At 58.1% G+C, this 25,522-nt stretch carries 27 protein-coding genes and 2 pseudogenes; 20 read left to right on the top strand and 9 right to left on the bottom strand.

The features are described from left to right. Window positions 1-37: 37 nt before the first annotated feature. From WDN02_RS07030 to WDN02_RS07015, 4 genes are all read right to left on the bottom strand, one after another. The gene (locus WDN02_RS07030) at window positions 38-808 is read right to left on the bottom strand and encodes a hypothetical protein (RefSeq protein WP_337292807.1); all 771 of its coding nucleotides are present in this window, start codon (window positions 806-808) and stop codon (window positions 38-40) included. Beyond that, on the bottom strand, window positions 771-3,671 hold the full coding sequence (locus WDN02_RS07025) for an AsmA family protein (protein WP_337292806.1): 2,901 nt from the start codon (window positions 3,669-3,671) through the stop codon (window positions 771-773). The genes WDN02_RS07030 and WDN02_RS07025 overlap by 38 nt, the downstream gene beginning before the upstream one ends. A 92-nt stretch (window positions 3,672-3,763) precedes the next feature. Continuing rightward, window positions 3,764-4,201 carry a hypothetical protein gene (locus tag WDN02_RS07020; protein WP_337292805.1) on the bottom strand — a complete coding sequence of 146 codons (438 nt, stop codon included), beginning with the start codon at window positions 4,199-4,201 and terminating at the stop codon, window positions 3,764-3,766. Window positions 4,202-4,222: 21 nt separating this feature from the next. Beyond that, window positions 4,223-5,620 (bottom strand): IS701 family transposase, encoded by a 1,398-nt coding sequence (locus tag WDN02_RS07015; protein ID WP_337292775.1) that lies wholly within the window; start codon window positions 5,618-5,620, stop codon window positions 4,223-4,225. Window positions 5,621-5,744: 124 nt separating this feature from the next. On the opposite strand from WDN02_RS07015, the gene WDN02_RS07010 reads away from it, so the two are divergent. The 6 genes and pseudogenes from WDN02_RS07010 to WDN02_RS06985 all read left to right on the top strand — a co-directional run bounded on the left by WDN02_RS07010 (window position 5,745) and on the right by WDN02_RS06985 (window position 13,238). Further along, on the top strand, window positions 5,745-7,898 hold the full coding sequence (locus WDN02_RS07010) for a hypothetical protein (protein WP_337292804.1): 2,154 nt from the start codon (window positions 5,745-5,747) through the stop codon (window positions 7,896-7,898). Window positions 7,899-8,349: 451 nt separating this feature from the next. Continuing rightward, window positions 8,350-9,783: an IS4 family transposase gene (locus WDN02_RS07005; RefSeq protein WP_337292803.1), complete on the top strand. Its 1,434-nt coding sequence runs from the start codon at window positions 8,350-8,352 to the stop codon at window positions 9,781-9,783. An 83-nt stretch (window positions 9,784-9,866) separates the two neighbouring features. Further along, a pseudogene (locus WDN02_RS07000) lies at window positions 9,867-10,127 on the top strand (transposase); the annotation flags it as partial. Between the two features lie 40 nt (window positions 10,128-10,167). Continuing rightward, window positions 10,168-10,554 (top strand): annotated as a pseudogene (locus tag WDN02_RS06995) (transposase); the annotation flags it as partial. A gap of 238 nt (window positions 10,555-10,792) precedes the next feature. Next, the gene (locus WDN02_RS06990; RefSeq protein WP_337292802.1) at window positions 10,793-11,650 is read left to right on the top strand and encodes a hypothetical protein; all 858 of its coding nucleotides are present in this window, start codon (window positions 10,793-10,795) and stop codon (window positions 11,648-11,650) included. Between the two features lie 310 nt (window positions 11,651-11,960). Beyond that, a complete protein-coding gene (locus tag WDN02_RS06985) occupies window positions 11,961-13,238 on the top strand; it encodes a glycosyltransferase family 2 protein (protein WP_337292801.1) in 1,278 nt (425 codons plus the stop codon). Between the two features lie 126 nt (window positions 13,239-13,364). Here WDN02_RS06985 and WDN02_RS06980 read toward each other — a convergent pair whose 3' ends face one another. From WDN02_RS06980 to WDN02_RS06970, 3 genes are all read right to left on the bottom strand, one after another. Further along, entirely contained in the window at window positions 13,365-14,948 is a 1,584-nt protein-coding gene (locus WDN02_RS06980; protein ID WP_337292069.1) for an IS66 family transposase, read from the bottom strand. 73 nt (window positions 14,949-15,021) lie between these two features. After that, window positions 15,022-15,366 carry an IS66 family insertion sequence element accessory protein TnpB gene (gene tnpB, locus WDN02_RS06975; protein ID WP_337292070.1) on the bottom strand — a complete coding sequence of 115 codons (345 nt, stop codon included), beginning with the start codon at window positions 15,364-15,366 and terminating at the stop codon, window positions 15,022-15,024. Next, window positions 15,363-15,716, bottom strand: coding sequence for a transposase (locus tag WDN02_RS06970; RefSeq protein ID WP_337291549.1), 354 nt, complete (start codon window positions 15,714-15,716; stop codon window positions 15,363-15,365). The genes tnpB and WDN02_RS06970 overlap by 4 nt, the downstream gene beginning before the upstream one ends. A 124-nt stretch (window positions 15,717-15,840) precedes the next feature. Here WDN02_RS06970 and WDN02_RS06965 point away from each other — a divergent pair, with 124 nt between their 5' ends. Genes WDN02_RS06965 through WDN02_RS06945 form a run of 5 tightly spaced genes read left to right on the top strand, consistent with a single transcriptional unit; the run spans window position 15,841 to window position 17,549 of the window. After that, complete coding sequence (locus tag WDN02_RS06965) at window positions 15,841-16,131, top strand: hypothetical protein (RefSeq protein ID WP_337292800.1); 291 nt, start codon at window positions 15,841-15,843, stop codon at window positions 16,129-16,131. A 56-nt stretch (window positions 16,132-16,187) separates the two neighbouring features. After that, window positions 16,188-16,640: a lytic transglycosylase domain-containing protein gene (locus WDN02_RS06960; RefSeq protein WP_337292799.1), complete on the top strand. Its 453-nt coding sequence runs from the start codon at window positions 16,188-16,190 to the stop codon at window positions 16,638-16,640. After that, a complete protein-coding gene (locus tag WDN02_RS06955; protein ID WP_337292798.1) occupies window positions 16,637-17,089 on the top strand; it encodes a lysozyme in 453 nt (150 codons plus the stop codon). Before WDN02_RS06960 ends, WDN02_RS06955 begins: the two co-directional genes overlap by 4 nt. Further along, window positions 17,086-17,427 (top strand): hypothetical protein, encoded by a 342-nt coding sequence (locus tag WDN02_RS06950; RefSeq protein ID WP_337292797.1) that lies wholly within the window; start codon window positions 17,086-17,088, stop codon window positions 17,425-17,427. The genes WDN02_RS06955 and WDN02_RS06950 overlap by 4 nt, the downstream gene beginning before the upstream one ends. Beyond that, window positions 17,424-17,549: a hypothetical protein gene (locus WDN02_RS06945; RefSeq protein WP_337292796.1), complete on the top strand. Its 126-nt coding sequence runs from the start codon at window positions 17,424-17,426 to the stop codon at window positions 17,547-17,549. Before WDN02_RS06950 ends, WDN02_RS06945 begins: the two co-directional genes overlap by 4 nt. Here the strand turns inward: WDN02_RS06945 and WDN02_RS06940 are convergent. Further along, on the bottom strand, window positions 17,546-17,836 hold the full coding sequence (locus WDN02_RS06940) for a hypothetical protein (protein ID WP_337292795.1): 291 nt from the start codon (window positions 17,834-17,836) through the stop codon (window positions 17,546-17,548). The genes WDN02_RS06945 and WDN02_RS06940 overlap by 4 nt on opposite strands. A gap of 74 nt (window positions 17,837-17,910) precedes the next feature. Here WDN02_RS06940 and WDN02_RS06935 point away from each other — a divergent pair, with 74 nt between their 5' ends. The 6 genes from WDN02_RS06935 to WDN02_RS06910 all read left to right on the top strand — a co-directional run bounded on the left by WDN02_RS06935 (window position 17,911) and on the right by WDN02_RS06910 (window position 21,233). Next, the gene (locus WDN02_RS06935) at window positions 17,911-18,516 is read left to right on the top strand and encodes a hypothetical protein (RefSeq protein ID WP_337292794.1); all 606 of its coding nucleotides are present in this window, start codon (window positions 17,911-17,913) and stop codon (window positions 18,514-18,516) included. After that, entirely contained in the window at window positions 18,513-18,854 is a 342-nt protein-coding gene (locus WDN02_RS06930; RefSeq protein WP_337292793.1) for a hypothetical protein, read from the top strand. The genes WDN02_RS06935 and WDN02_RS06930 overlap by 4 nt, the downstream gene beginning before the upstream one ends. Window positions 18,855-18,890: 36 nt before the next feature. Beyond that, the gene (locus tag WDN02_RS06925; RefSeq protein WP_337292792.1) at window positions 18,891-19,313 is read left to right on the top strand and encodes a hypothetical protein; all 423 of its coding nucleotides are present in this window, start codon (window positions 18,891-18,893) and stop codon (window positions 19,311-19,313) included. Window positions 19,314-19,422: 109 nt separating this feature from the next. Beyond that, entirely contained in the window at window positions 19,423-19,818 is a 396-nt protein-coding gene (locus WDN02_RS06920; protein ID WP_337292791.1) for a hypothetical protein, read from the top strand. Between the two features lie 484 nt (window positions 19,819-20,302). Further along, entirely contained in the window at window positions 20,303-20,953 is a 651-nt protein-coding gene (locus WDN02_RS06915) for a hypothetical protein (protein WP_337292790.1), read from the top strand. Window positions 20,954-21,014: 61 nt separating this feature from the next. Next, entirely contained in the window at window positions 21,015-21,233 is a 219-nt protein-coding gene (locus tag WDN02_RS06910; protein WP_337292789.1) for a hypothetical protein, read from the top strand. A gap of 39 nt (window positions 21,234-21,272) precedes the next feature. On the opposite strand, the gene WDN02_RS06905 is transcribed toward WDN02_RS06910, so the two are convergent. Then, window positions 21,273-23,348 (bottom strand): autotransporter outer membrane beta-barrel domain-containing protein, encoded by a 2,076-nt coding sequence (locus WDN02_RS06905; RefSeq protein WP_337292788.1) that lies wholly within the window; start codon window positions 23,346-23,348, stop codon window positions 21,273-21,275. Between the two features lie 612 nt (window positions 23,349-23,960). On the opposite strand from WDN02_RS06905, the gene WDN02_RS06900 reads away from it, so the two are divergent. From WDN02_RS06900 to WDN02_RS06890, 3 genes are all read left to right on the top strand, one after another. Next, the gene (locus WDN02_RS06900; RefSeq protein ID WP_337292787.1) at window positions 23,961-24,125 is read left to right on the top strand and encodes a hypothetical protein; all 165 of its coding nucleotides are present in this window, start codon (window positions 23,961-23,963) and stop codon (window positions 24,123-24,125) included. A gap of 256 nt (window positions 24,126-24,381) precedes the next feature. Beyond that, window positions 24,382-24,711: a KTSC domain-containing protein gene (locus WDN02_RS06895; RefSeq protein WP_337292786.1), complete on the top strand. Its 330-nt coding sequence runs from the start codon at window positions 24,382-24,384 to the stop codon at window positions 24,709-24,711. Further along, window positions 24,659-25,261, top strand: a complete 603-nt coding sequence (locus WDN02_RS06890) for a putative metallopeptidase (RefSeq protein ID WP_337292785.1) — start codon at window positions 24,659-24,661, stop codon at window positions 25,259-25,261. Before WDN02_RS06895 ends, WDN02_RS06890 begins: the two co-directional genes overlap by 53 nt. Window positions 25,262-25,522: the final 261 nt, after the last annotated feature.

Here is a 25,522-nt window from a genome sequence, read left to right as displayed (position 1 = left end):
GTCGCGAAGCGCAAAAATTGGCGATGGGGCAACGGCGTTAATAACGCCCGGCGGCACTCGGATCGGCCGGCACAAGCTGCGGCGTGCTGGGTGCGGGCGGCGATGACGCGGCAGGTCGTGGCGCCGCTGGCGTGGTCTGTGGCGCCGGGGTGATCGGGAGCGGCTGCGTCTTTGCCGCCTGTTCCGCCACCTTCTGTTTTTCCGTTGCCAGCAATAGCTGCAAGCGTTCGAGCGTGGCGTCGCGGGCGCGGGCACGCAAGACTGCATGCTTCACGTCCTCGATCGCCTGCAAACGATCCGCCTCCCGCCGGCGCGCGCTTTCCAATCGCGCCAAAGCGACCGCATGTTCCTGAACATCGAACTCCTGGGCTTCGATCCGCGCCGTTTCGCGCGAGATAGCCCGCGCCGCAAGCGCGTTAACAAAACTCGTCGCGTCGATATTCCGCACCGGGCTTTCGAGCGGTCCCGCCCATTCCAGCGCGACTTGCGGGGAAACGTCGTTCCAATTCCGCGGCAGCTTCGTCAACGTGAGGACGCTACTTTGATCGAGCGCGAAGGTGCGTAGATCGAGCGACGCCTGCGTCTGCTGCGTCACGCCGGAATTGCCGGTCGCTGGCGTTGTTCCCTTGCCAGTAAACCGCAGCACCCCCGCGGCGAGGCCGACATCGAAGGTGGCAGACGCGACGGACAGAGCATGCTGGTCGAAAGCCGTGGACAAGGTCCGGTCGATTTCGGTCTCGTCAATGCTCAGCCTATCTTCCTCAACGTCGCTAAGGGTCTGTGCAATCGCTGTGGGATCGCTGCGCATCAATAGAAGATCGGAGACATTGAGCGTGCCGGACCCGGCGAGCCCCGAGATCAGTGTAGCGGGGCTCTGCCCGGTGCCAGCGAAATCGAATTTGCCAGACACCTGCCCCCCGCGCCGTCGGTAAATCCAGCGCATAATGATCGAGGCTTAGATGCCCCTCGGCGGCGGCCGTCGCGGCGCTGCGGCGCATCGTGAGATCGGCGAAGATGCGACCCGCGCCGAGCTTCGCCGAAAAGTGCTGCAATCCAACTTGTCCACCTGCAAGCAGCAGATTGAAATCGGCGCTCTGCGCGACGACATTCGATGTCAGGCCGAACGTCCCGACATGCAGCGCAATGAGAGCGGGCGGTAACGTCATCGGTGGGGCGAACGGCGCTTCAGACCAGGCAGCACCGCGTTTCGCAGTCCGTGCCGGCCCGAGCGCCAATTGAAGCAGTGTGCCGAGAGACAAGGCATCCGTCTGCAATGTGCCTGTGACGCCCTTATCCGCGCTATAGGTAAGATCGCCCGAGAGTTTGTTGACACCGCATGTGCCGCTCAGCGCACGCAATGCAAGTCCGTCGCCGCCAATATGTGCGGCGGCGCTGAGATTGAGCGGCAATCTCGTCTGCAAATTGGAATCGACGAGGCCAAGCGCGCGCAGCACGCTCGCGAGATCGGCGCTGGCGATCTTGAGCGTGCCCGCCGCGTGTGGATCGACTCTCTCCTGGCGTCCGACAATGCCGCTGAAATCGATCGCTGCGCCGGCAAGCGACGCGGCGACATGCGCGTCGAGGCGATCGAGCGGACCTTGCGCGGTGCCATTGAGCGTGGCCGCGCCCAGCTTTTTGCCCGGGAAGGTCGTGAAACCCAATTGCCGCAGCAGCGCGCGCGCTTCGGGCGCCTTGGCGCTGAGCGTCACATCAAGGCCCTTGCCCTGCGCCGGCGCGGCGGTCGCAACAAATTGCGTCGCGCCGGCCATGCCCGTGGCGTTGAGGCTGGTGAGATTGCTACCCGATGCACCCGTATCGCCCTTGACCGCGAGTACCAGATGCATCGGCGAGAATTCGGCACTATGCGCCGCGACGAAATTTGTTTCCGCACTTGGCGCGAGACGCGCGGCGAGTGTTGCGATGGCGCCGATATGCTCTGCGTCAAGCTGCAATGCCAGTTCGCCAGCGCCCGCACTCCAATGACCGCTCGCGGTCGCATTCGCGCCGTCGAAGCCACTGACATAGAGACTCTTGAGCTGTGAGAGCGCGCCAGTTTTGGCGAAGTCGAATGCGATCTGCCCTGTCTCGAGCGTCCCAGCGCCGGAGTCGGCGAGCTTCACCGAACGCGCGTCGAAGCGCAGTGCGAGGTCAAAATCGCTGGTCTGCCGCGCGAGGATGGAGAGATCGGGCAGACGCGGCAGTTCGAGTCTCTGCGCAGACAAATCGGCGAAAAGACGCGCCCGCTCGATCCCGATTTTCCTCGTATAGGCGAGCGTGCCGGTCAGCACCGACCCATCGACGTGGATGACGAGATCGCTGCCCACGGCGCCAACCTGCGAAATATTCGCCGTTCCTTCGAGCGCGGCGGATTGGAAGGGGACGTCCGGCAGTCCAAATTGCGGCAGGTTCGTATTGAGCCAATCCCGGAAGCGCGAAATATCGTCCGCACCGGCGACGACATGGCCTTTGAATACGGGCGCGCTGCCGGTCTCGAGCGCGCCGTCGAGCGCAAGATGCGCGCCGCCCGGACCTTTCGCGGAAAGGTGCACGATATCGTTTTGCGGCCCCGCCGCCGAAACGCTCCCCGCAACATCGTTCAACGCATCGCCGCCAAGGATCAGCGTCTGCGCGGCGAGATCGAGCGAGAGCGGCAAGTCGAACAGCGTGACGGCCGGCGCCGATGCGGCGTTTTCCGCGGCATCGGTCAGCCTCTGCATCGGTGCCGGCGCATCCTTGGCGGTAAGCAATTGGTCAAGATTGATTTGCTGCGCCTTCAGCTTGAGATGCATACGCGGCGCGGGGCCAAGGTCGAAGTCCGCATCACCGTCCAGGCTGGCGGTGAGATCGCCGCCAAACTGAATGTCGAGGTTGGATAATTTAGCCCGCCGCAGCGCCGCATCGAGCGTGCCGCTCGCCTGCCATGGCAGATCGAACGGCCCGACGCCGGACAGATGCAGCGCGCCGCTGGCGGTGGGCAGAGCGAATTCGGCCGCGGACGAATCGAAGGCTAGGTTTCCATCGAAATCCGCGCCCGGATGCTGCGCGCTTTCATCAATGCTCAGCTTCACCGGCAAATTCGCGCCTTCGCGTGCCCCGGTCGAGAGATGAAACGCCGCCGGCACACCGTTCATGTCGAAATGGCCGTCGCCGAAGAATGGCCCTGTCAGCGCATCGGCCTCAGCGGAGAGCGCAATCTTGTCGAAATGATAGGTTCGCTTTGCATCTCGATCGTCGAGCAGGAGACCGCCGTCACTGACCGAAATGCGCTCGAAACGCATCTGGCCCATGAAGCCATGCCGCGGCCGCCAAGAAGGCAGCGTGCTATTCGCCAGGCGCAATTGCACCTTCGGGGCAACGAACCGCGCCTCAACGAAATCGACTTCGCCGCGCAGCAGTGCCGCCAATGCGATTTCGAGGTGTAGTTCCGCAACCTTGACGTCGGTGCCCGAATCCGGCGCGGCGAGCTCGACATCGGCGAGCTGCAGATAAGGCGTGGGTAAGATCTTGAGATCGATGCCGCCACGGATTTTGACCTCGGCGCCGGTGAGGTTCGAAAGCTGCGCCTCAACCAGGCTGCGCTCGGCATTCCAATCGATGAAATAAGGCACCGCCAGAGCGGCGGTCAAAATCACGATCAGGACGACGGCGAGAACGGTGAGAATTTCGCGCAAAGTTGTTCAGCCGTCTGTAGGGCTGCGCCGCCAGCGGCGCAGCACATACGCCCGTAACGCACTCGTTAAAGCAAGGGGGTTAGACGATGTTGTCAAGCATCTGTTAGCTTCGTTCGCTGCCCGGTGGCAAGGCGGTAGAGGGCCATGAGGAGTCGCCAAGGAGCGATGCCAAAGAAGAAGGATGATAGGATGAACAGCCCTAGGCCGACTGCTTGGCTCACTTCTCGGAAATTTTTGATGATTTGGGCGCCGGCGTAAGTGCCGGATCCCCGCGCCTTCGATCCGCGTGGACACGGCACATCGAGCGTCCGTAGCGCCAGCAAAAGCTGGAATCGGCTCGGTACTCGGCGCGCGAATTGAGCGATGTTGGAAACAATTAGATCAATCGCCAGACGCCGGGCTTTTTCGTCATAATTGTCCGCTGGATCATAGTTCAGAATACCGTTGAGGTGCGCCATTCGGGAAAACGTATTGGCGCCGTGCAACCGATAGACACCAAGTGGACGATCAATCAGGACGCTGCCTGTCAAGGCACCGATCCCCCTCTAGTCTTACTGCGTCATAAATTTCGTAGCCTGACTTTCTTGATCGGTCGTGCACAGCAGGGACATCGCGCGAGTTGTCTGGCGAGCGCGACCGTTAATCGTCGTCGCATGGTCGCGATGGAGTTTGGGATGTGACGTTCTGTGCGCAGCGGCAGAGCCGCGGGGTCGCTGATTGGCGGAAAGACAAGGCGTTTGGAAGACCCCGCCGGGACGCATGCCCGAGGGGGGAATCGTCTGCCTTTCGCAGATCAGGAATCCATAGGAGGCAATGCACAGCGTCGCGTGATGATGGAAGCCGCGCCAGCCGCGGCCTTCGAAGTGCCCCAGGCCGATCTCCTGCTTGAGATCCTGATAATCGCGCTCGATGCGCCAACGCAGCTTTGTAAGGTCAACCAGACGCGTGAATGCGATTTTCTCCGGCAGCGTCGAGAACCAGTATTTTATCGGTTCAGCTTCGCCCTTGGGCCACTCGATCAATAGCCATTCTTCAAGCCGCGCCTCGGACAGATTGTAATCGCGATGGGCGGCACGAACGCGCAGGCGTGCGAAACGCGAGGTGAGCGGCTCGGCGGTTCCTTCGCGCCATGTGACCGTGCGCCAGGCTTTGGCCGGCAGGCTCTGCGCCAGCGCCTTCACCGAGATCGGTTGGTGGTGGCTGTCGCGGCGCATCAGGCTGGGTGGGCGGCCGCGGCCTGACCACGCCTTGGGACGAGCCGGTGCGGTGCCCGGCGCCCACACTGTGGTGTTGGGCAGAATGCCGGCGACATAGGTCAAGCCCAAGGCGGCAATGGCCCGGCGCAGCTCCGTGTTGGCGCCATAGCCAGCGTCCATCAGGACGACGCCGCGAGGCAGTCCCGCGTCATAGGCCGCGCGGATTTGCGCGAGCGCGATCTCGGGCTTGGTCTTGAAGCCGATCTCCTGAGGCACATGGGCTTTGCACCGCCGCAGTTCGTCGTCGGCCCAGTCGTGCGGAAGATAGAGCTGATAAGCTACCGGCAGGCTGGCGTGCCTGTTGGCCAGCGACAGCGAGACGGCGACCTGACAATTATCCTGCTTGCCCAGCTGGCCGCAATATTGCCGCGCCACGCCGACCGAATGCCGGCCTTTCTTGGGGAACCCTGTGTCATCGATGATCCACGCCTGGATTGGTCCATGGTCCTCGATCTTCGGCAGGACCATCTCCTGCACCTTGGCCAAAACCGCCTCATCGGACCAGCGTCCCTCACCCACGAAGTGCAACAGGGATTGGTGCTGTGCCGCCGTCCGTTCCGGCGCTGTCACCGCCGCCATCGGCTCAACGCTCTTGCGTTCGACCGGCATCAGAAGCCCGGTGCAATAATCGCGTAGCGGACGAGCTCGGTCCACATGACCGAGCACCCTCACCAGCCCTGCAACGTAACCCAAAACCGTTCCGCACAGCCATCCGTTCGAAGATCCATCATGGCCTCCGTGCCGAAATGAATCTCCCAAGCCTACGTGAGTCGCCTCCGCAAACCGCCGCGGCTTTCTGACTCAGTAAGATTAGGACGTGAACGCGAAGCTGAAGAAGATCGTTACGGATCTGTCGCTTGCCAGCGAGATGCTTCAGGACTCATCCGCCGAGAACTCTGAAGGCCTGGTCGCAAGCGCAAGATGGCGGCCAGGTCAACAGCAGCGGAGACAGATGGCGAACTGCGGGCGATTCCGCTCTTCAAAGTTGCATTCTTCTCAGTTTCGGGTGGCGCCGTCCATACCTGGCATCAGCCGCCCTTGCCGTTCCCTTGGCAATTCAGATATCAATCGCACCCCATCCGTCTCGCCTCCGTTTCAGGTGCAATTGTTTTGGGCGCTTTTTGCTGTAGCGTTTTTACCCCCTAGAGTGGCACTTCTTCCAAGCAGGATCTCAAAATTGACTCTAGTTTGGCGATTTCGGCGCCGGTTACTATCGCATGTCAACGTAATCACCGGCACATGGAAGATATTTAAGCTGCTCCTTCTGAAAAGCTTTTTTGCGGGACCATCCTCTTTGCGTCGAAGGTGGGTGAAATCAGTAGGACGACCGCGCGGGGGTTGGCGAAGGATCGAACGCCCTTTAGATGGCCCCGATTGGTTTGATAGGCAAATTCTAAAGTGGGCGGGATTACGACTTCAGATAGCGAAGGAGGAAGATCGCGTCTGGCTGCTGCGAGTGATTATGCAGCATGGCTATGCCTTTGACAGCTTTTGGCGGCCGAATTTCACCGATGAAACCTTACGCGATAATCCCGAGTTTTTGTATTATCTTTTTGATTTTCCGATGTTCATTAGTAGCCACGCCCGGCATGAGCGAATGATAAGATTTATCGAGCGCCTTTTCACAGACCTTGAGCAGTTGCACGCTGTCCCTCTTGATGAAGCGCTCAGAGCAGAAGTGGCGGAATGCGTTACGCGGCATTTTTCCTTCCTGCCGGCACTTTTCTCGGAAGTGAATTTACGCCCCCTCGCTTCCGCCGCCGGAAAGTGGACCGAAACCCATTTGAGAATGACTGGTCGTCAATTAGATTTTAATTTTGAGTCTCGCAGAACCAACGAACGCTTGCGCGTTGGAGTCTTTGTGAACGATTTTGAGCCGCGTAATGAAAGTTTCCTCGTGTTGCCATTTGGGTTAGGTCTAGATCGTCACCGTTTTGAACTCGTACTTGTCACTAGGCAGCCTCCTCCTACCTGCGCGTTTGGCGCAACAGTCAAGGAAGCGTTCGAGCGCATCGAAGTGGTCGACTTTGAAAGCGTAGACGAGAGAGTATCTGCAATACGTGCTCTTGACCTCGATTTTCTCATCATCGCTAATTACGTTGCGGCTCAAGCGTCAGATGTTCGACATCTTCTTACACACCGGCTGGCTCGGCTGCACATTCTGACAGTTGCGATAAGCCCAAGTACAACGGGCTTTCCTACGACGGACATTGTTCTCACCGCACGCAATACCGAGCCAAATGAGCAAGCCGAGAAGCACTATACAGAAACAGTGCATTGGCTTGAAGGGACTTTCAACTGCTTTGGCTTCGGTCCACGAGATCCCCGTAAGCAGGACGTAGACGTGGCCGACGTTGTAAAGGTCCGGGCGTCAGTCGTCTTCGCTTGCGGTGGCGTCATCTACAAGCTGACGCCCGCGCTCCGGCAAAGTCTTATAAATATTTTGAAATCCGCTCCAGACAGCGCGTTGATTCTATATCCATTTAATCCTAATTGGTCACTTAATCTAAGGGAAAAAAAGCTGTGTCGAGCGTTACTTAACGAATTTACCGACGCCGGCATTTCGCCTGGACGTATTCAGATATTGTCGCCGTTAACCCCGGCTCAGATTTTTCGAATGATGCAGCATGTAACTGTCTATCTCGACACGTTTCCGTTTTCGGGGGGGGCGTCATTGATCGAACCAATCCTCGCTGGGTGTCCAATTGTGACCCTAAGAGGCAGGACGCAGCGTGGCTTGCTCGGAACTGGCATGATGCGCGCGCTCGGCATGGATTTTATGGTCGCAAGTAATGCCGCTGATTACGAGTCTAAAGCCCTAGAGATCGCGCATTCACCGGAGCTGCGAGCCTCTTTGTCCAGACAGCTGTCCTTGGCTGCGAAAGAGGCTCCCTTCCTTGATCCAGATCAATTCGGCCAACGATTGGGCAAAGCGTTAGAACTCATTGCGTCGCCTAGGATTCTGCATTGATCATTCGCTTGGAAGCGCATAGGCGAGAAGGCGGCAAACAATTCCCACTTGCGACACTACGCGAGGGTGCTTCGGGTATGGCACGAACTCGATTGTTCTCTTTGATCCGACGCCGCAGCTCGGCGAGCAGGCATTAAATCTCGATTCACGGGAAAATTGCCGCTCGGCTACCTGCTCTCATGTTCGTCCTCAATGAGTTTGGGCAAGCGTGGTCGTCCCCAGGTTCACTTGGGTGATTTTATTTGAACGATGCCCAAGGCAGGAGGCGGGGCCAAAGACGACGGTTGAACAAGCTCTCATGCGCGGGTTGGGTAGTAAGCGGCAAGGTGATCTTTCAATTACCCATAAATTAGCGGCCGCTCTGCGCAGGGTATCCCGGGCGGAATCTTGCATCGTTAGAATCTGTTGTGATTCATTGTTGAGCACCTGATTCGAAATCACGGGATGCTCAATGGGTTTGAAGTTGAAGGAGCGCGGGGCGGCGTCTATTCAACGACTGACATCCGATATCGAGACGTGGATTGATCGGGAAGTTGCGGGATGCGAGTTTAAGGACGAGCGTCTTGGGCGACGGTTTTGCAAATTGCTCGGGCAGATCGGGAGCGACATGGGTCAAAGCATCCCGCAGATTTGCCGGGATTGGGCCAACACGAAGGCTGCCTATCGCTTTTTCTCCAACGAACGGGTCAACGAGGCGGATATTCTTCGCGGCCATTTCGAGGCGACGCGTGGGCGCGTGACCGAGGCAGAGGGACCGATCCTCGTCCTGCATGACACGACGGAATTCAGTTTCAAGCGCGAGAAGCCGGATTTGATTGGCTTTACGGGTAAGACGGCAGGGCGCACGCAGTGCGGTGTTCTCATGCATTCGAGCCTGGCCGTGACGACCGAGGGGCTTCCGTTCGGCCTGACTGCCATCAAGTTCTGGACGCGCAAGAAGTTCAAAGGGACGACGGCGCTGAAGCGAAAGGTCAATCCGACGCGGGTTCCGATCGAACAGAAGGAGAGCGTCCGCTGGTTGGAGAATTTGCGGCAATCGACCGACCTTCTCGCTGCCCCCGGACGATGTGTTCATATTGGTGATCGCGAGAGCGACATTTATGAGCTGTTTTGCTTGGCTGAGGAGGTTGGAACGCATTTTCTTGTGCGAACCTGTGTTGATCGGCTTGCCGAGGACGGTGATCATACGATTGCCGACGAAATGGATGAAGTCGCGGTCAAAGGCTTGCATCGGATCGAAGTCAAAGACAGCAATGGTGATTCAGATGAAGCACTTCTCGAAATCCGTTTCTGCAAACTTCGAGTCCTCCCACCAATTGGCAAGCAGAAGAAATATCCAGCGCTTAATCTAACCGTGATCCATGCTCAAGAGCGAGGAATGCCAAAGCGACGAAAGAAGATCGAGTGGAAACTTCTCACCAATCTCCCAGTTAAATCGCGTAAGGACACCATCGAGAAGCTCGAATGGTACGCGATGCGGTGGAAAATCGAGGTCTTCCATAAAATCCTCAAATCAGGCTGCAAGGCGGAGGAGTCGAAACTGCGGACCGCTGAGCGTCTAGTGAATCTGATCGCGGTTTTCTGTATTGTGAGTTGGCGCGTCTTCTGGATGACGATGCTCAATCGTTCCACGCCGAATGCGCCGCCGCAAATGGCGATGACCGAGATCGAAATTAAGCTTCTCGATCATCTAGTGAAAGATCGGAATGGTGATAGTCCTCGGCGAAAAACGCTCTCGCACTACGTCGTTAAAGTAGCGCGGCTTGGAGGATACTTAGCGAGAGCCAGCGATCCACCTCCGGGAAATATCGTGATATGGCGCGGTCTATCCAAGCTAACGGATATCGAATTGGGTGCTGCGATCGGGACAAAAATTTATGGGTAATTGAAAGCAAGGTGATCCCATCTGGCGGAGGATTTGACGAGTGGGTATTCAGACCGGAGCGATATGCTCTGGTGTGATCTTCTATGTCTACTCCTAGGTCTGGTGATAGAACATTCCATATGATCGAGGCGGTTCCGGTTGCGGAACGTCTTGAGGGTGCTCCGGTTCGTCTGCACCGGCGGTGGTCAGATGAGCTCAAAGAGCAGGTGGTAGCGGAATCTTTTCTGCCTGGGGCGAATGTTTCCGCGATTGCGCGTCGCGTCGGCATTGATCCGTCGCAGCTTTTTTCCTGGCGTAAGGCGCTTCGCAAAGGCGGCGTGAGGATGGCCGCGTCGCAGCCCGATGCACTGACCGAAGATAAGGCGAGTTCACGGCTGGTCAACCTCAGTCGCGATCGTCGCCGATCTGTTCAAGCTTTGGCAAGACGCGCTTCCACGTATCTCCGGCAAGTCCAAACTGGCGGAGGCAATCCGCTACGCCATCTCACGGCGGGCGACGCTCGAACGCTTCCTCACAGATGGCCGCGTCGAGATCGACTCCAACATTGTGGAGCGCGCCATCCGGCCGCAAACAATTACGCGAAAGAACTCGCTCTTCGCGGGCAGCGACGGCGGTGGACGAACGTGGGCAACCATAGCGACATTGCTGCAGACGACAAAAATGAACGATGTCGATCCGCTCGCATGGCTCACGCAAACGCTCGAGCGTCTCGCCAACGGCTGGCCCAACGCCGAGATCGATGCTCTCCTGCCCTGGCACTACGCAGCCTGAACGGCAACGGCTAACCGCTTACGCTGCGTGTTATCGCGCCCACGCCGATGCCGTGGGCCGTCGATGCGAGCGAAGGCAGGCGCGGCGCCTTCGTCTATTCGATCGGAAATGTACGAAAGCGTGGCAGCCAGGCGAGTCTAGCGGGCGCAGCTGCCGCTGGAAGGGCCGTGACGAGCCTTGTCTGAACTGCAAACCGTGGTACGTTATCTTTCGAAAAATGCCACCTTGGGAGGCATGGGTGAGAGTACGCGCACTTTCTTCGATCTGGAAAACAACATTTAGCGCGCGTCGCCACGATCTCGTTATGGGCTGTGCCGCGGGTTATAAACCGGACATCGTGAAGCCCTTCGTGGAATCTCTTTTTTCACTTGGAGAGTTTATTGGCACAGCGGTCATGTTTGCGAACCCTTCTGATGACGATCTCATAACATATTTGGAAAAACACGGTGTCAGAGTCGTGACTTTCAAACCGAGCGAGTACTCAGTTCCCAATCCACATATGGCACGCTATTTTGCTTACGCTGCGTATTTGCGGTCCAAGTTGAACGACAGAAAGCACTTTCGATATGTGCTTTTGAGCGACGTTCGCGATGTGACCTTTCAGAAGCCGCTGTTTTCAACGCTCGGTAACGCTCTTGAAGTGCATTACGAAACGCCGCTTACAAGAATTGGCGAGGAACAGTGGAACTCTGATTGGATCCGCCGTGAATTCGGTGAGCAGGTCTTAAAGTCGCTTGAGGGAAGGCGTGTCTCGTGCTCAGGGACAGTGAATGGTCGGCCAGAGGAAATTTTAAACTATCTTGAAAAGATGCAGTCAGCCATCATGGGTTTGCCGGCGCACATCAAAAATGGCGAGCGCGGTGATCAGGCGGTGCACAATTACATCCTCCATAGCGGACTGTTGCCTGAGGCTTCCCCTATCGAAAATTTCGTGCGAGTTGCGACGCTGCACTTTGTGGACCGTGAAAGCGTGTGCGCCGACTCAGACGCACGCGTTATAAATCCAGACGGATCGATTAGCGAGATTGCTCACCAATGGGATCGCCACCCATCTCTGATGAAAGCGATTAACACGAAGTACGGTGTTAATTCATAAAGTGCGCACGAGATCGTGGCGACTCGGCACTAACGTCGCGAAATCATCTCGTTATCGTAGAAAATTTTGCATTGGACGATTTCCCTTCCTTCTGTATCCGGTGACACTTGCCCCTCCCCAGAGCCGAAAATTTGCTCCGAGCGTAACGTAAGCACGGCCATATGCAAGGCCCTGGGCTCCTCGCCCAGGGCGTGTTCCGGTCAGCCCTCGGAGGGCACGGGGAGGTTCGATCGTTTATATTAAAAGGGTAGATTTTGATTTTGCCGCGGTCTAGCTTACGCGGCTCTAATCCTGGGGAGGATAGGGGCGAGTGAGCAGACAAGCCAAAGGCGACTGGGAGATGCCGGTAAGTCTCCCGCTCGTATCTATCATCGTATCCAATTACAATTACGGGGCGTTCTTGCGCGATGCGGTCGAGTCTTCTCTCGCGCAGACATATCCGAATTGCGAATGCATTGTTGTCGACGATTGCTCCACAGATGACAGCCCGTCTGTTTTAGAGCAGCTCGCTAGCGAGCAACCAGAAGTGAAGATAGTCGCTCTGCAGAAGAATGCGGGCCAGTCTGGCGTGGTTATCGAAGGCTTGAAAAAGGCGAGCGGCAATTATGTTCTGATGCTCGACGCCGACGATCTTCTTTTGCCAGAGTGCGTCGCGTACCATGTTGCGTTACATTTATCGACGCGCCGCCCAGTCGGGTTTAGTTGCTGCAATGCATTGCAAATTGTCGACAAAAACATAGTGACGACACAGGCCTATCCGTTTGGGATTTCGTTTCCAACCTTCCCGATAGATGCCAATCTGCTGAGAAGCATCGACGACAACGAGCTGGTCCTAAGCAAATTTAAATTTCCTGCTATTAGGTCGGAAGATGTCAGACACATACCTGCTACTTTTAATGGTCCATGGCCGTGGGCGACCACGTCTTGCATGTTTTTCCGGCGGGATGCGCTAGATCTTATTTCCGGCGCGCAAGAGTTTCAGACAATCCGCATCTGTACCGACAATTATGTTGCCAGATGCATCAATATGCTGACCGGAAGCGTCTTGCTAGACAAATGCCTCGTTGCTTACAGACTTCACGGGTCAAATAACTTTGTCAGGCGGCCGCCGCTTGATAACTTGATCAATTTCCATCGATCGGAGGAATCGAGCAAACTCACCTATCGGGTTTTTCTGAATGATCTCATTTCTCGTTTTGGACACTATTATGCCTGTTTTTTTGGGCCAGAGCGGCTGGTCGAAATTGCTGAGATGATGGATTCAGATCCGTTTCTTGGCGAGTCGCGTTTGCCTAGCTTGCTAAGACAGAATCGTGAAAGCCTTGAGAGCGAACTCGGCGCGGAGTTTGTCGAAAATTGGATTAACCGCCTGGAGAGCAGTGAAGAAATCCTGGCGCCCGTCGAAGGTGCCGACATGGAAACTCCGGCGCCCATCGAAGAGGAGCCGAGCGGTTTTGCCGCGAAGATGCCGTGGCGACTTGAACTGGAATACGCCAAGTTTCTGTGCACGATCGGTTTAAGGAAAGATGGCTCTTTCCTATGGGAGCATGCCAACCGACGAAGAAATGCGGCCGAGAAGCCAGCCTGAATCGGCCGCATCTACGATGAAGCAATAACAAGCCGCCTTCGGGCGGCTTTTTCATGCCCGGCGCGAGGGCAATAAGGCAATAACCACAGGTGAATGGGTGAATGGTAAGCGGTTAGCCGCGGCCGTTCAGGCTGTATAGCGCCAGGGCATGAGAGCATCGATCTCGGCGTTGGGCCAGCTGTTGGCGAGACGCTCGAGCGTCTGCGCGAGCCAGGCGAGCGGATCGACATCGTTCATTTTTGCCGTCTGCAACAATGTCGCTATGGTTGCCCAGGTTCGTCCGCCGCCGTCGCTGCCGGCAAAGAGCGAGTTCTTTCGCGTGATTGTTTGCGGCCGGATGGCACGTTCCACAATGTTGGAGTCAATCTCGACGCGGCCATCGGTGAGGAAGCGTTCGAGCGTCGCCCGCCGTGAGATGGCGTAGCGGATTGCCTCCGCCAATTTGGACTTGCCGGAGATACGTGGAAGCGCGTCTTGCCAAAGCTTGAACAGATCGGCGACGATCGCGACCGAGGTTTCCTGGCGGGCTGCGACGCGTGCATTTGGATCTTTGCCGCGCACCTTCTCCTCGATCTCCCACAGCTGGGTCATGCGTTCGATTGTCGTGGTCGCGAGTTTGGAACTGCCGGCGATGTGCAGTTCGTAAAATTTTCTTCGAACGTGGGACCAACATCCCGCGAGCGTGATGGCATCATTGCCGCGGTCGGGCCGCGCAAGACGATTATAGGCCGTATACCCATCCACCTGCAGGATGCCCCGATAATTGTCGAGATGGCGGGCGACACATTCGCCCGACCGGCTATCCTCGAAGCGGTAGGCAACCATCGGCGGACCGCTGCCGCCGAAGGTCCGGTCATCTCGCACGTAAGCCCAGAGATAGGCTGTCTTGGTGCTGCCGGAGCCTGGTTCCAAGGTTGGCAGCGTGGTTTCGTCGGCGAAGATCCTCTCGGCCTTCTTGATCAGCGTGAGGACGTGGTCGGAGAGGATCTCGAGTTCAAATCCGAGCCGGCCCATCCATTGCGCCATCAGGGCTCGGTCGAGATCCACCTTGTCGCGGGCGTAAATCGCTTCCTGGCGGTAGAGCGGCAGGCCGTCGGCATATTTTGAGACCGCGATCTGCGCCAGAAGCGCTTCGGTCGGGATGCCGCCCTCGATGATATGGGCTGGTGCCGGGGCCTGAACGACGCCATCTTCGTTCCTGAAGGCGTATTTCGGCCGGCGCGTGACGATGACACGGAACTTCGCCGCGACCACATCGAGCCGCTCCGAGACATCCTCGCCGATCAGGATCTTCTGCTTGCCGGCGTGCTCCGGAAGCTCAGCCGGTTCGATAACGATCTCGACCCGCTCGAGATGCGGCGCAAAACCCTTGCGAGGCCGTGCGGCTCGTTTGGCCTTGTCAGGGTCCTGCCGTTTATCGAGCTCGGCCTGGATGGCCCCGAGCCCGGTTTGAACCTCGTCGAAGACGAAGGCACTCTGTTCATCGTCAAGCGCATTGGAGCCGAGTTTTTCGGAGCGGCGCCCGAACCTTGCCCGCTCCAGCGTCTTGAGGATCGAGGTCAGGCGCGCGATCCGTTCTTCGGCGCTCGCATTCAGGGCTTGAAGTTCGGCAACTTCACCCTTGAGAGCATCCGTTTTCTCAGCCATGGCCAGCACCATGGCTTTGAGCGCATCAACATTGTCGGGGAGATCGAAAACCGGCGCCGGCATGACGCAGATCAGAGCATATTTTCACCCCGGTGGCGCGCATTTTCGGCCGCGTGATTCACTCTGCCGCAGCGATTTACCCAACAAACTCAGGCGGCTTCACTGTCACCGCATGAACCCGCTTCCAATCCATGCCGTCGACAAGCGCCATCAGCTGCGCCTGATTGAGTTGAACCCGATGATGCCCGATCTTCGGCCAGCAGAACTGCGCTGTCTCCAGGCGCTTCGCATAAAGAACAACCCCGGACCCGTCCCAAAAGACGATCTTGATTCTGTCGGCCCGCTTGGCACGAAAAACATAAAGAGCGCCGTCGAACGGATCACTGCCGGCGTCCCGCACCAGCGACAATAACCCGTCCATGCCTTTTCGAAAATCGATCGGATGACTGGCCAGAAAAACTTTGACGCCGGACGGGATCATGCCGAGCGAACCGCGCGCACCACGCGCCGCAAATGTGCCTCATCAGCCATGGCGTCCGCACGGATGACAATATCGCCGACAACGATTTCGATAAATGCCGACGCGGACGTCGCGGGTTCAGGCGAGGCATCCAGCTGCGGCGCCGTCAGGCTGACCGATCCCTTACGCAGCGCCTTCCGACGCCAATCGAAGAGCTGCGAAGGGCCAATACCGATGCGACGCGCGATCTCCGACACGTTCGCGCCAGGCACCAGAGAGTCGGCTATCGCTTGATCTTTGAGCTCATCTGACCATCGCCGGCGCAGACGAACCGGAGCGCCCTCAAGACGTTCCGCAACCGCCTCGATCATATGGAAGCTTCTATCACTAGAACTAGGCGCAGACATAGAAGCTCACATCAATGCTTGTGATCCAGCATCAATAACTGCTCCCAAAATCCCATGCCAGATGGGATCACCTTGCCGCTTACGGTGAATGATGCCACAACCGTTTCGCTACGGCGCGTTTCTGCGCGCCGGGATCGCTGCTGCATGCCTGTTTCTGGTCGCGGCTTTCGCGCCGAATGCCCATGCGGCCGCCGACATCACCACCATCATCATTTCGGGGTACATCATCATGCGCGCCATCATCACCATGGCCGCGTCCGGCTGGCGCACCATCATCACCGCGCTCGTATCGTCATCGATGTCAGGACCGGGGCGATTGAGCACGATCCTTTTGCGTTTGTCGGCTCGCTGTTTCGGCCGCCGGCGCCAGCTTTACTGACGATCGATCATCACTTCATTCGCCCGGCTATCGAGGCGGCCCAGCGCGTCGGGCGCATGGCATCAGCTGGATATGCGGCCGCCGCCGCTGCGGCCCGTCGGATGGGCTTCCCGGTCGCCCTGGCGCTCGCTGAGGCGAAACAGGAAAGCTCAGGCAATTGCCACGCGAGATCGCCTACCGACGCACGCGGCGTCCTTCAGGTCGAGCCGTACACGGCGATCAGGGACGGCTTCGATCCGCGCCGCCTCTATGAGTGCGAATACGGCGCCGTCGCCGGCATCACCGAATTGCAGCATCAGATCGAGGCGGAAGGCGGCATCACCTGCCATGCCATCTCACGCTATTACGGCAGCGATGCCTACCTGAGCCGGTTCCGCGACGGCTGCGCGCCGTATGGACGCCAGGTGCTCGCCCGGATGCGCGCCATCGAGCGCGAGCCCGAAGCCTCGATCATGCTGGCCGAATGGCCGGTTCCACAGCGTCACCATCACCATGGGAGAGACATATGAAAGTCTCCGCAATCGGGCGCGCCGCGCTCGAGCAGCGCGAGGGTGTCCGCCTGACCGCGTATCCCGACACACGCGGCATCATCACGATCGGGGTCGGGCATACCGGTCTGGAAACGCCACCTAAGCCCTACGAGGGCATGAAGATCACACGCGAGCAGGCTGATGCCTTTCTCGCTGCTGATCTGGCGCCGATCGAAGCGACGATCAACCGAGTCTTGAAACGGACGCCGACGCAAAACCAGTTCGACGCCATGGCGAGCCTCGCCTTCAATATCGGCAAGAACGGCTTCGCCGGATCATCTGTGGTTCGCGCCTTCAATCTTGGCGAGATCACCGCTGCCGCTAACTCGTTCCTGTTCTGGGATAAGCCAGAGGAATTGATCGGGAGGCGCCGCGAAGAGCGCGCGCAGTTTCTGACGCCTGACGGAAAATACGAGCTGCCGGCGTGATGCGCGACAACCTCAAAGCGACCGGGACACTCGCCGCGTTTCTGGCTGTCGCGGTCGTTATCTTCTGTGCCAGTCGCTCGCTGGCCTGCGATGCGCTAACGGGCGCCGACAATCAGACTTGTGCGGAATGGGCGCCGATCTCGGGCGATGTTGCCGAGGATGCCTGCCAGACGGCTGCGCTTGATGTGGAGCGTGTCAACCACGACCTGGCTGATCTTGACCGGCCGCGCCAGCCGGGGAACCCGATTTGGACGCGCGAATTTCTGCATAAGCTGCGCAATGAAGCCTTGGCCCGGCAGGTCAGGGCTTGCGCGACGCATTCGGTGGACATGCGATGACACAGTCCGGTTGGCTCGCTGTGGTGGTTATTCTCGTCTTCCTGGCGCTCATAATCGTGCTGCCTGATTTCAATCTCGTCAGCGATGGCGAGGATAGTGACGACGCTGACGACTACTTCTAGTGCAGCGTTTTTGAATCAGCGCCGTGCAGCGGATGGCTGTGGCCGCCCGAAGCACCAGATCCAGACGCTCCACTACCGCCAGAGCTTGCTCCGGTCGGGCCTCCGGTTTTGATCTTTGCGCCGTTCACGTCCGATGCGCTTTCCGCCCTATTGACCTGATGCGGTGTCTTGACCGGTTTTCGGTGATGATAAGTGGCGGCCGACGTCCAGCCTGAGCTTTGGGCAAAAGCGGCGTTGATGCCGAAGAACGAAATTCCAACTGCAGTAGCCATCGCGACAAAACGCATTTTTCTCTCCTCGCTTAGCCCTGCTTAACGCATCCCGCGCCGCGCGGTTCGCGGCAATCTGAAAAGGAAATCTCATGCTTCCGTTCGCCCTCATCGGCGGCGCGATCGCGCTCGTCTTATTCCTGATCTTGAACGCATCTCGGAGGCCGCATCACGCTGTCTACATCATCCCGGCGGGCGCTCTCTTCTATGGTGCGCTCGTCATTTCCGGATATGCCGCAACGGCAGTTTCTCCGGTGCAGGCCGCGCCGATTGTCGTCCCGTGGGGCAGTCTGCTTGTTCAGTTGCTGATCTCACTGTCGCCGGCGATCCTCGGGCTTAGCGCGCTGGCCTATACATGGATCAAGAGCAAGCTTCCTGCGGTGATTGTGGCTGGGCTGAACGCAGCGCACGCCGACACACTTCTAAATCGCGCTGTTAATCAGGCGATCGCACTCACCGAAAATGCGGTGAAGGGCAAGACGATCAATGTCACAATCGCCAATCAGGTGATCGCCACGGCTGCGCAATTCTTGGCGCAAGAAGCGCCGGTGCTCGTGAAGGAATGGGGACCTCGGCTCGGCAAGATCATCGCCGGGAAACTTGCCGATCTCAACATGCTTGGCGACGATGCCCATGCCGGCACGCTCAATCTCCATCCTGCGGTGGCGCCAAACCCTCCCGGGGCCGCGGCAAAGTGAGTGTCGCGGCCGACGTTGGCACTCTCGCGTCGAACGGGACCGTCACCAAGATCGCGAAGGCCTTGGAATACGGCTCGCAAATCAATTTCGCTGCGGCCTATCAGGCGTTCAAGACCGCCGATCTCGCCGGCGAAATTCAGACCGGCGATGATCTTCTCAAAGTCATCGGCGTCTTCATCCCGCCCGTCGCTATTGCGGCCAACGATCTCGGCGCCGCGATCGCCGGCTACGAGATCCTGCTCAACCTCAGCAAAGACCTGCATCTGAACGCCGGATCGCTCGCCGACAATGCCGGAGAGCGGCAAGGCCAGATCATCGCAGACCGCTTCGGCCGGTAGTCGAAACCATCCCCTCATCATCATCGGAGAACTGTTATGGGTGTCTTAGAAACTATCGAAAACGCGATTGAGACGACCGAAGCAGACGTCGAATCCTGGATTGTCGCCATTATCAAAGGCGAAAAAGTTGTTGCCAGCAAGCTCGAAGCTGGCCTGAATTGGCTCGCCAGCAATACGCCGGCTATTTCGGCTGGCGTCGCGTCAGTGGAGACCATGGTCGAGTCGATTGTCGCTGCCACGCCAGGCGCCGCACAGAACGCCACCGTCACGAAGGCAATCGCCGATGCCAACGAGGCCGTCGCCGGGCTGAACGCCTTCGCCAATGCCGCCAACACGGGTAGCAACCAGGCTCAGGCCGTTGTAGCGGGCTACGTCGCCTATCAGAGCGCCGCCGCGGCAGTTGCAGGTGCCAAGGCTGCTGTGGCTGCTACGCCGGCCGCCACAGCCCCCGCCGCCTAACGGGCAGCGCATCCAATCACCGCCGCGCGAGTTGTGAGGGCAAGCTCTCTCATCTCCACGGCGGTGACTTATGTCAGAAGTGATACGCTTACCCCGAGAGGCCCGGAAGATGGATCAGGAGCACGCCGGCGATGATGACGCGCCGCGTCTGAAGTTTGATAAACGAGAACTCACCGAGCCCATCGTTGAAGCCGACAAGGAGCTTCATAAAAATTGGCGCTTCGAGAAAGACATACCGATCGGCGCGCTGGTCGGCATTGTCGGCTTAGTCATCACCGGAGTGACCTGGTATCAATCGGTGAACGATCAGATCGCGGCGATCCGAGCGGCTGAGATTCATGATGCCACACAGATCGACAATCAGACCTCGGTGTTTGCGAGGATCGCGTCCGATTCCAACAACACCAATCTTCGGCTGACCGCCGTCGAGGTGAAGTTGAGCGATGTCATCGATGGCATCAAGCGTATCGAGGAACGGCAGGGCGGCGATCCGCCGGGCAAATAATTGGAACCAAAATTCAGCGCTGCCGTTGAATATCTGTCATAGTCTTTGTCCCCACATTGCCCCGTCTGGCTTCGGTCAGGCGGGGCTTTTTTTGCGTTTAAGCGGGGATTCTCTTCGGCCCGGAGTGATCTCGGACCGCAAATCGAACGATGCGCTCAATATCCGCTTCACCGGAACCGACGCTATGCACGATCCTTGCTGCGATGGTTTCGGTGCGAGGATCTGATCGGTCCACGATCCCCAGCCTGACGAGAGCCTCTTCATAAGCGGCGACCATGGCCGCGGTCTGTTCAGGGACGAAGCAGCCATTCTTGATCAGTCGATATATCGCCATCTCCTAACCCTCAGCTAAATTGCTCGCCTGCATCTAGGCGATAGTTAGGTATCCGGGTTCTCGCTTTGCGTGTGTCGGCGCACAGCATCAAGTGGTCTCTTGTCGCCCTTCGTACCTTGACGCCGAGTGTGTTCCGCCTATGTTCTCACCATGGCTCACGATCGCGCCTATATCCTCGGCGGTTTCGCCACCGAATTCATCTATATCGCCTGCTGGCATTGTCCGCGGCGCGGCCGTTATCGCGTCGCAAACGCAATGACTTTTGGAAAGGATGCGCTCCCTCAGTATGCAGGAACACGGCAGAAGATCGCGAATATCATTCTGGAAAACCAGGACGGGAGGCCTATTCGCATCGTCAACTCGCAAGGCTCATTCTGGGAATTCGACAAAGAAGGGCGGATAGACGCAGGCCTTCAGGACACAGTGGCCCAATTCATGTCGTTTGCGTTCGAGCACGAAAGTAATAACTCGAAGGTCATCGACTTATCACCGAAATTAAAGCGACGTGAATTTGATGCCGAACAGCGATGGACTCTCACTAAAGATGATCTCGATCGCATAACGAAGGATATCTGGCCCGAGTCTAAAGACGTGCGGAACGAGGTCAAAACCGTCAAGGGGGTATCGCTAAAAAAGCCACCGCTTACTTATGAGGCGAAACAGGCGCTCGCCGAAATCTCCAGCAAAGTCGGCTCCATCGAGTTTCAAATCGAGATGCTATCGGAGCCTGCGCTCAAAGGTCTTGCATTCGAAGCACGCCAATTAGCGACCTCGTATTGGGAAGAACCCCCGTCCATTTGAAAGACGGGCCGAAGCGCTGGTGCACAGTGCGCCGAAGCTGACGCGGCTCGAGATAACGCGCATGGAAACTGCGTTCGGCTGGCTGGCCGAGCTGCGTGCCCACGACGCCGGCATGGCGCTGCAGCTCATGTATTGGGCGAACTGGATGGCGCGGCGGAGGAAGCTGCGCGATTTGTGCAAGTCGAAGAAATGGGCGTATTCGACATTTCAGATGAGAGCCAACCGGGCCAGGAAGTGGATCGCCAATCATATTATTAGCCGAGGCGACGCTCTCTTTTAGGCAAAAATCGTCACGCAGCTTCAACGTCCGGTTTTCTACTTACCAGACGTAACGGATTGTTCCTGTCCCGGAATAGATATCAGAGCCTGAGGCGAGTTCGCCGTCGAATTTGGCGATAATCGATAACGCGGGAGTCAGCCAAAGTTGGGCGCCATCGGTGACGAGCGCTGAGTTGCGCGGAATTTTCGCACCAAAAACGGTAAAGTTCGACCCAGGCAAAGTCTGAAATACCGCGGTGAGTGACGGCGTGCTCACAAAATCATGCGCCCACGCCGTGCGAGTGAAGAGATCAATCCGGGTTCCGCCAAATTGTACAAGGGTGTCGCCACGCAAGCCGAGTTCGGTCCTGACGTCGGTCGCATCGGCGGAATTGTAATTGAGCCCGAAGCCGGCGCCACCAATGTCGCGTTCGCTATACGCCGGCGTATGGAAATCTTGCGGCTGCACGGCGGCATAAGGAACAATCGTGACCGGAGACTGCAAGATCGGGAGCGGCAAGGCGACTGGAATTCGATAACCGCCTTCGATGCGTCCGCCGTAGCTCTGCGCATCGAAGTTGGCGGATAGCGAGTCACCCAACGCCTGACGGTTTGTTGTGATCCAGTGATTTGCAAAGCCGAACGCGCCGGCGACGTAGAAACGACCGAAGCGCGTTGAGCCGTAAACACCGGCCTGGAAGGCGTCGCCCTGGCCGCCGCCAAGCCCGTCCGACAGTCCCCAGTTCATCCCGGCGCCGGCGAGAGCTAAACCAATGACAGTGTTGGCGTTCACATGATAATCGAGTCCGGCAGCAGACCCGTAAGCCGCGGCCGTGACGTTGTGACTGCCGACCGTTGCGCTGCCAGAAAAATTGCCGATGCCGCCGTAGCCGGAAACCCAGGCTGAATAGTGCGGTTGATAAACGAGCGGGGCCGGGCCCTTCGTCACGGCAAGCGCCATCATGGCGCGTTGGGCAGGTGATGCGTTCTGTGTTTGATCAGCGTAGGCAAGCGGGCCACCGTTGGTCGTCATCACGCCGGAGGGGCTGTCAGGGAAATCGTCACCCCCGCGTCCGTCGACAAACGGATCGACCAAGACCGACAGAAAGTCATCCATCATTTCGAAGGCGGCGGCGTTGGCGCCTGTGGACGCTTCACCCGAAAGCTGCGTCATCGCCTGAGCTAGCTGTGGGCCAGTGAGATTGTAGAGATTCTGGATAGCCGCCGGTCCATTGCTTCCCTGATTTGAAGCGGCATCGATTGCGGTCGCGACATTAAACTGATTGTGAGAGGCATTAGCTGGAAGATTTTCGACGAGACCGAGAGCTTGCAGCAAGGTGATGATCAGTTCGCCATCGCCTGCGCCGACACCTGCCAATAGAAGTGGGTCGAGCCCGGTATCGTAGGAGCCGCCTCCACCGGCTACCCGGCCGCCGTCGCCGCCGGAATAACCACCGCCGCCACCGCCACCGCAGGAACCATTGCCGGAACCGCCACCGCCAAATCCGCCCGCGGCCGGGCCAGCGCCGCCGGCCAAGCCACTCGCCCAGTCGGTGCCGCCTTGACCGGGGTTGAAGTCGGATGCGCCATCGCCGTAAAACCCAGCTCCCCCGGAGCCCCAGGAACCAGAGGAAACAATACCTCCTTGACCGAGGTCCATCGTTTTTGTCGTTGGAGTATATGTTTCGTTGGAACCACTTGCGTTCGTCCCGTATGGGGTAAGCGAAGCGTCTGTACCGTTCTGAAGGACCTGCATGCGCGTGCCGCCGCCACCGCCAGCAACGATCAACGGGTCTCCAGAGGAGTCCACGAAGAACGTGCCGCCGCCGCCGCCGCCACTGCACCCATCAGACGTTCCCATGCCGCCCACCGCATATTGGTAGGTTTGGCCCCTGCGGAAATTGAAGTCGCCAATCACCTCGGCGCCGCTGCCGCCAGTAAACCCAGCCTGCGCAGACACCCCTGCGGCGCCAATTGCCTCGACGGAATAGCGGCCAGACGTCGGAGCGGCGAACGTCCCGACCGAGCCTGTATAGGTATATGTATAGACGGTTGCCGCGACTGCATTTACGTTGCCAGCGAGCAAGGCAAGGCTGGCGAATGCCGCGGCAGCGGCGCTAGATGAATTGCGCCCCATCTGATTCCCCCCGGAAACAAATCAATTAATAGTGCAGTGTTAGCTACTACTTGATTGGGAATCTACACGCAAAGGCCGACCACACAGTCGCCGTGGCGCTGGTGTCTATCGAAAAGGTAGAGCAGCGGCAGATTCGCCACAGCGGAGGGTGGGATCATTTTGGAAAATCCGTTCATCCGTTCGGTGGTAAACCTGCAGCTCGGCAGATTGCTTTGCCATCTTCTCCTCGTAAGCAAGGCAGATTGGCAGATTGCCTCGCCTGCGCCTGATTGACCTTAGACTGCAAATCACCGCTACATGCGCGCATGTGATGGGCAAGCTGCGCCTGAGTCGCTAACCGCCATTCTGGAACCGGATCTGGACCGTCGACGTTAGAGGCGGGTACGATCTAACTCCCATGCTGACTGAGCGGCACACCTCGGATGTACAGGGTGCCGCCTTTTTAAGCGCTAGTCGTGCAAAGCCGGTGGCATCGCATTTTGAACTTTGCGCGACAGCGGGCGTTACCGCGCTATGTGGAGGTTCCATCTTAGAGATATTGCGGGGGCGAGCGTAGAGGTCAACGACACCGGCCAGCGCATTCTGACTGTTTACACTCCGCTGGCGACGGAAATGGGATCGCCCGATTGGGAGCGGTTCCGCGTATTGCGCGCCAAGCTGTTAGTCTTGGCTGATCCCCGAAAGGGCTTCGACGAGGTCAGAATCGCGACGTTACGACCGGACAGCTTTGATCAGGAACCCTACAGCCTCTTTGAGCTCGGCGATCCGATTGTTTAGATCAGGCCTTCCGTTCCGCTAAACCTTCCCGTGTGACCTTGAATGCGCCTTGAGGTAACCGGAGAATTCCTCGTCGGACATGACTCGAACCTGCTCTTCGATGCTTCGGTACCCGGAACATAGCAAAGCGGAATCCTCCGGGTAACTTCCGGTCCACAGCCAGCGCCCGACGCGGCGCAACAAACCAGCGATTTTCATCAGCACTCTCCGTTTCAGGAAGAACGGCAGAGCTGTAGTTACGCATACGAGGCGCGGCATGAAATTGACCTCAGTCAAATCATCAAATGTTGACGCGGTCGGCCACGATGCCGATGCCCGGGCGCTCCACGTCCGCTTCAAGAGCGGCGATCACTATGTCTATGCCGGCGTCGGTCGCGAGATTTTCGATCTAGCCATGGCCAGCGATTCCATCGGGCGTTTTATTGCTGCCCATGTGAAGGGAAAATTCGAGTTCACGAAGCTGGATCGCGAGGAAGCCGGTGGCAAAGATCATCTCGCTGAGCCAGATCAAGCGCCCGATGCCTCCGGAGGACATGATGGGACCGGAGAGCGTGTTCTGCGACAGGCCGATCCGGCCAGCTCCTGAGCTACGCGAATGGGCAGTCAACACATTCATCGATCCCGATGGCCCGCTCGCCAACGAGGATCATATCCATCTGGTCGACGCTGACATCGGATTTCTCTGGGCTGCGGCACCAAACACGCGGCAGATGAACAGCGTCGTCGGCGAAGCCGAGATGCCGACGTTCCGCTGCGGCAAATGGCAGAAAGCTCGGCAGGAACAGCAGATCGCGGAATGGTTCGGATCAGTTCCGGACTTCCTGATTACGATCTTCGCCCCTTATGCCGCGGCCTGCGATGACGCGAGCTTCTGTGCGCTCATAGAACACGAATTGTTCCACTGCGGCCAGGAGCGCGACGAGTTCGGGGCACCGAAGTTCAAGATGAGTGGCGAGCCGGCCTTTGCGCTGCGGTCGCACGATGTTGAGGAATTTGTCGGTGTGGTGGCCCGCTATGGCATCGGTGCCGCCGCCGGCAGAACCGCTGATCTGGTTCGTGCCGCAAACAAGGGCCCGCAGATCGCGGAATCTCTCATTCACGGCGCCTGCGGAACATGCGGGCGCAAGGTCGCCTAAATGATCTCGCCAGATTCGACGAGCCTTTTGAATTCCGAATACGAATAAAACCGATGATGATATTCGAAAACGTAAGTCCAATCGAAGCGCCTCTCAAAGGCCAAGATATTTCTCAGTTCGTTTGAAGCTGTGATTGCGACATCGACCGGTTGGCCTTGTTGATCGGATCGGAAAATTTTGAAACGCGGGCTGGGCTCACCTGAAATTTGAATCTCTGACACGCCGTCCTCCTTGAGGACACCGCCCTAATCGTAGCCGGTC

The sequence above is a fragment of the Methylovirgula sp. genome (genome assembly GCF_037200945.1).
Lineage (GTDB): Bacteria > Pseudomonadota > Alphaproteobacteria > Rhizobiales > Beijerinckiaceae > Methylovirgula.
The sequence above is the reverse complement of the archived record's forward strand: the minus strand, read 5'-3'. Positions and strand labels throughout refer to the sequence as shown.